This is a genomic window from Nodularia sp. UHCC 0506 (genome assembly GCF_034931045.1).
Taxonomy (GTDB): Bacteria; Cyanobacteriota; Cyanobacteriia; order Cyanobacteriales; family Nostocaceae; genus Nodularia.
In genome coordinates, this window is the sequence record NZ_JAYGHH010000048.1 from 1 (window position 1) to 5,332 (window position 5,332).

The 5,332-nt window shown below is 42.3% G+C and carries 2 protein-coding genes; one reads left to right on the top strand and one right to left on the bottom strand.

What is annotated here, in order from left to right:
* Window positions 1–72: 72 nt before the first annotated feature.
* Complete coding sequence (locus tag VB654_RS20410; RefSeq protein WP_323215633.1) at window positions 73–1,956, bottom strand: aspartate kinase; 1,884 nt, start codon at window positions 1,954–1,956, stop codon at window positions 73–75.
* A gap of 1,080 nt (window positions 1,957–3,036) precedes the next feature.
* Here VB654_RS20410 and VB654_RS20415 point away from each other — a divergent pair.
* Window positions 3,037–5,238, top strand: coding sequence for an HAD family hydrolase (locus VB654_RS20415; RefSeq protein ID WP_323215634.1), 2,202 nt, complete (start codon window positions 3,037–3,039; stop codon window positions 5,236–5,238).
* Window positions 5,239–5,332: the final 94 nt, after the last annotated feature.

The window sequence follows — 5,332 nt, forward strand, 5'->3', positions numbered from 1 at the left end:
TGTCTAAGCCACATTCGTTAACAGAATTGTAATCTGAATCACTGAGGAGTTGGGGAGATAATTAATGACCAATTAAGCTGGGATGACAAATTTTTCGCTACCAGCTAACCCAAAGGCGGCGTGAATCACTTGTAAAGCTTTAACACCTTCTTCTTGTGCTACAACACAGCTAATTTTGATTTCTGAGGTAGCAATCATTTGAATATTAATTTGGTGTTGGGCTAAAGCCTCAAACATTTTAGCTGCAATACCAGGTTGTCCAACCATTCCAGCCCCAACAATACTTACCTTCGCGATCGCATTATCTAACACAACTTCACCCCATCCTAATTCGGACGCGACTTGAGTTAACATTTGCTGTGTACTTTCCCCATCTATCCGCGAGACGGTAAAAGCAATATCTCGTTTGGGAACACCGTCCACAATGCGACAGCGCTGTGATTGAATGATCATGTCCACACTGACATTGTGCTGTGCTAATAGTCCAAATAATTTCGCCGCCATTCCCGGCCGATCTGGGACTTGACGAATTGCGAGACGTGCTTGGTTCATATCTAAGGCGACACCACGCACAGGGGGGGGAGAGTGCTGAGTGCTGTTAGCGGTAGCGGGGCGTTTAGCCCGTGCTGAGTGGGGAGTGGGGGAGAGTGGGGAAATTTCTTTTTGTTGTTTTTGTCCCTTGGTCCCGTTGTCTGCTTCAATTTCAAAGGCTTGACGAAGTGCAGCTACGGCGCGATCGCATTCTGCTGCATCTACGACACAACTAACTTTGACTTCACTGGTAGAAATCATTTGAATGTTCACTTGTGCTTCCGCTAAGGTGGCGAACATTTTCGCCGCTACCCCAGGACGGCCAATCATTCCCGCACCTGCAATGCTGACTTTAGCAATATTTTGCTCTACCATCACTTCAGCTTCGTCAGAGTTGGGGTGAGATTGATTCCTCAAGGCTGGGGCGATGGCAGATGCTACAGCTTCAGCTCGTTTTAATATGGGTGCTGTGACAGTAAAGGCAATGTCATTACTATTACCTTCATGTATTGACTGAATAATTAAATCTACGTCTACATTTTGCCGAGATATTTCTCCAAATAACCGCGCTGCGACCCCTGGCTTATCCGGTACGCGCAACAATGCCACTTTTGCTTGATCTGTGTCAAATTCAACATTATCTACAGGACGGGCAATTTCTAAGTTAACAAGCGATCGCCCTTGGGGTTTCGGTGATATTACCCAAGTCCCAGGATCATCGCACCAACTCGATTTCACCACTAGGGGAACGCCATAGTTACGGGCAATTTCCACAGCACGGGGATGTAACACCTTTGCCCCCAGGCTGGCTAATTCCAGCATTTCATTGCAGGTAATTTCGTCCATTAATTGAGCTTCAGCCACCAACCGGGGGTCTGTAGTTAATATCCCTGGGACATCTGTATAAATTTCACAAAAATTTGCCCCAATTGCTGCTGCGATCGCCACTGCGGAAGTATCAGAACCCCCACGTCCCAAAGTCGTAATTTCCATATCTCTGAGGCTAGATATCCCCTGAAATCCAGCAACTACAACCACTTTACCTTGAGCAATATGAGAACTTAACCGTTCAGTTTCAATATCCAAAATCCGGGCGCGGGTATGTTCAGCTTCGGTAACAATTCCGACTTGAGCGCCAGTCATAGAAATTGCTGGCTGTCCAATTTCTTGCAAAGCCATACTGACTAAAGCAATGGTTACTTGCTCACCAGTGGAAAGCAACATATCCATTTCCCGGCGATTGGGATTTTGAGAAATTTCCTGAGCTATTTTCACCAGTCCATCTGTGGTTTTACCCATAGCTGAAACCACTACCACCACAGAGTTTCCCGCATTAACAGTTTTGTAAACACGCTGTGCAACAGCTTGAATACGTTCTACCGAACCAACAGATGTACCACCGTATTTTTGAACTATCAGCGCCATAATAAGTTTATATTTAAAATGCTGCCTACTTTCGTCAAATCCTCACCGCTTCGGGAAACCTAGAAAGTATAGCCAGTTGTTTAGTTTATTAATATCAGAATCAGTGCCGACAAAAAACCGATAATTTAGGTTTGTGGGTAACTTTTTGGACAATGTATCTCAAAATTACTGACAATACTACTACACCACGGCGTACATAAACCCATCATCGAAAGTCAATGAAAAGCCTATCTGATCAGCTTTTTGACTTCCGCCCTGCGATCCTAGTCTACTGACTATCATATTAAAGGTTCACACTATAGTATACTGCCTCAGCAGCATCATTGAATCATTTAAAAATATAAGATAACGCCCATGTAGCCACCGTGATTTGACATCTCAATGTATATGTAGTGAATGTTACGGTTTTGTAATATCAAAAACAGGCGATTTAAATCATTATTGAAATTTTTACACTAAAAATACTGACATTTCGATCAAATTATCTGTTTAAAGTAGGGTTCTTCAGTACATAATTATGCTAACTCTGCTTTAAAAAATCCAGAATTCTGACCATACAAGGAATTCAAACTGATTATCCTCAATGTTTTGGAAAATTTCTTTTTTATCCCTGTTCCCTGTTCCCTGTTCCCTGTTCCCTCTGACAGAAGGTTAATTTAACATAACAAGTACGATAGAACCTAAAGTATTAAGTAATATTCATGAGACGATTCGGTGTCTTTTAATTTTTATTGGATACATAAAAATAGCTAAATTAAAATTTGTTTTGAAAAGAAGAGAATAAATTATTACTTAACCCTCAAAAAAGTTTTAGTGTTTACTCTATAATTAATCATCACTTGCCACACAGAATAAAAGCAAAATTATTGTAACTCTTGAGACACTATAATTAGTAACATTACTCTAGGCTATTAATACATTACAGTCATTGGAGTAACAGAATTGTGATAAATTGACGCATTTGTTTTATAATCTTTAAACATCAGCAGAATTTTTTTTACTAATCTGTAGCGGATAACAGCTATACAATTGTGACGAGCTGTTCCCGGGCTGTAATACAGTAAAATTGAGGAATGCAAAATGTCAAATAGCCCAGGATTGTATATTCTACTAGTCAGTGTTCACGGCTTAATTCGTGGTAAAAATTTAGAATTAGGACGAGATGCTGACACGGGTGGACAAATTAAATATGCTCTAGAACTGGCTCAAGCTTTAGCAGCAAACCCACAAGTAGAACGCGTAGACCTGGTAACTCGTTTAGTTAATGATCCAAAAGTTAGTTCTGATTATGCTCAACCTGTAGAAATTCTGAGTGACAAAGCCCAAATTATTCGTGTTAACTGCGGGCCACGTCGTTATCTCCGCAAAGAAGTTCTCTGGCCGCATTTAGATAATTTTGCAGATGAATTACTTAAGCACCTGCGCCAAGTAGGAAAATTACCCCATGTCATTCATAGCCATTACGCCGACGCTGGATATGTGGGGTGTCGGGTTGCTGGTTGGTTGGGTGTACCACTTGTACATACTGGTCACTCTCTAGGACGTGTAAAACAACAACGGCTTTTAGAGCATGGTACTAAAAGAGAAACCATTGAAAGCACCTATCACATTAGTACGCGAATTGAAGCCGAGGAAGCGACTCTGGCTAGTGCAGCCTTAGTCATCGCCAGTACCCATCAAGAAGTAACACAGCAATACGGTATTTACGACCACTATCAACCGAATAGAATGGTTGTCATTCCGCCTGGGGTAGCACTTAAAGAATTTTATCCAGTGCCGGAAAATTGGCAAGAACCACCAATTTATCAAGGTTTAAAACGATTTCTCAATAATCCCGAAAAGCCCATGATTATGGCGCTTTCTCGGCCAGCCATTCGTAAAAATGTAGCTACTCTGGTCAAAGCTTATGGTGAAGACCGAGAATTGCGTCATTTAGCGAATTTAGTCTTAATTTTAGGCAATCGAGATGACATCACCACGATGGAATCAGGGCCACGTCAAGTCCTGACAGAAATTTTCCAGTTAATCGACCGCTACGACCTTTACGGATACGTCGCCTATCCCAAACATCACCGTTCTGATGAGGTAGCTGACCTGTATCGATTGTTGGCGAAAACACAGGGCGTTTTTATCAATCCGGCATTAACCGAGCCATTTGGTCTTACCTTAATTGAAGCTACAGCTTGTGGTGTGCCAATTATCGCCACATCAGATGGAGGCCCGCGAGATATCCTAGAGGTTTGCGACAATGGGATGTTGATTGACCCTCTAGATATTAAACAGATTCAAGATGCTCTGCGAACAGCACTCACAAATCGGGAACAATGGGAAATTTGGTCTAAAAATGGTTTAGATCGAGTTCGAGACAATTTCTCCTGGTCTAGTCACGTAGAACGTTATTTGGAACAGGTGAAGCAATTACCGCAACGACGAATCCAATCCGTGCTGAGTCCCCTAGCAAAAGCCTTAGCAACTGACTTACCTGATTGGAATATTCCCGACCAAAACCGCTTACCAACCGCAGATCGTTTTCTGGTTTGCGAAATCGATAACACTCTCTTAGGCGACCAGGAAGCTTTACATAAACTCATTGAACGAGTGCGTAACGACGGTCATTCAACTGGAGTGGGAATTGCTACTGGGCGCAACCTCAACAGTTCCTTAGAGATGTTAGAAGAATGGCATTTCCCCAGACCAGACTTGCTAATTGTCTCGGCTGGTAGTGAAATTTATTATGGGCCCCAGGTAATACCGGATAGTAACTGGCAAAGACATATTAGCTACCATTGGAACGCTGATGCTGTGCGTGAAGCGATGGAGGAATTACCCGGAGTCGAGTTACAACCCCCGGAAGGTCAAGGTAAGTTTAAACTCAGCTATTTTATTGATGAAGGTAAATCCTTAAGCTTTAAGGAAATCATGCGTCATCTGCGACGGCGTAGACTCCACGTGAAAGGAATTTACAGCCATAATATGTATCTCGATTTGTTACCCATCCGGGCTTCTAAAGGAGATGCAATTCGTTATTGTGCTTTGAAGTGGGGATTACCCATTAAACGATTCTTAGTAGCAGGTGCATCTGGTAATGATGAATCAATGCTATCTGGGAATACATTAGGTGTGGTTGTGGGTAACTACAGCGCCGAACTAGAAAAATTACGTGGTTATCCACAAATTTACTTTGCCGAAGGAAATTATGCTTGGGGAATTTTAGAAGCACTAGACCGCTATGACTTTTTTGGTACTCTGTCGAAAACAGAACTAGAAATGGTTGCGGTTTAGGAAAGTGCTGAGTGCTGAGTGCTGAGTTCTGAGTGCTGAGTGCTGAGTTCTGAGTTCTGAGTATAAACCCATGAGAAACTGACACATTATAAAA

Coding starts and splice junctions, on each gene's coding strand:
- VB654_RS20410 (WP_323215633.1), bottom strand. CDS start 1,956: ATGGCGCTGATAGTTCAAAAATACGGTGGTACATCTGTTGGTTCGGTA.
- VB654_RS20415 (WP_323215634.1), top strand. CDS start 3,037: ATGTCAAATAGCCCAGGATTGTATATTCTACTAGTCAGTGTTCACGGC.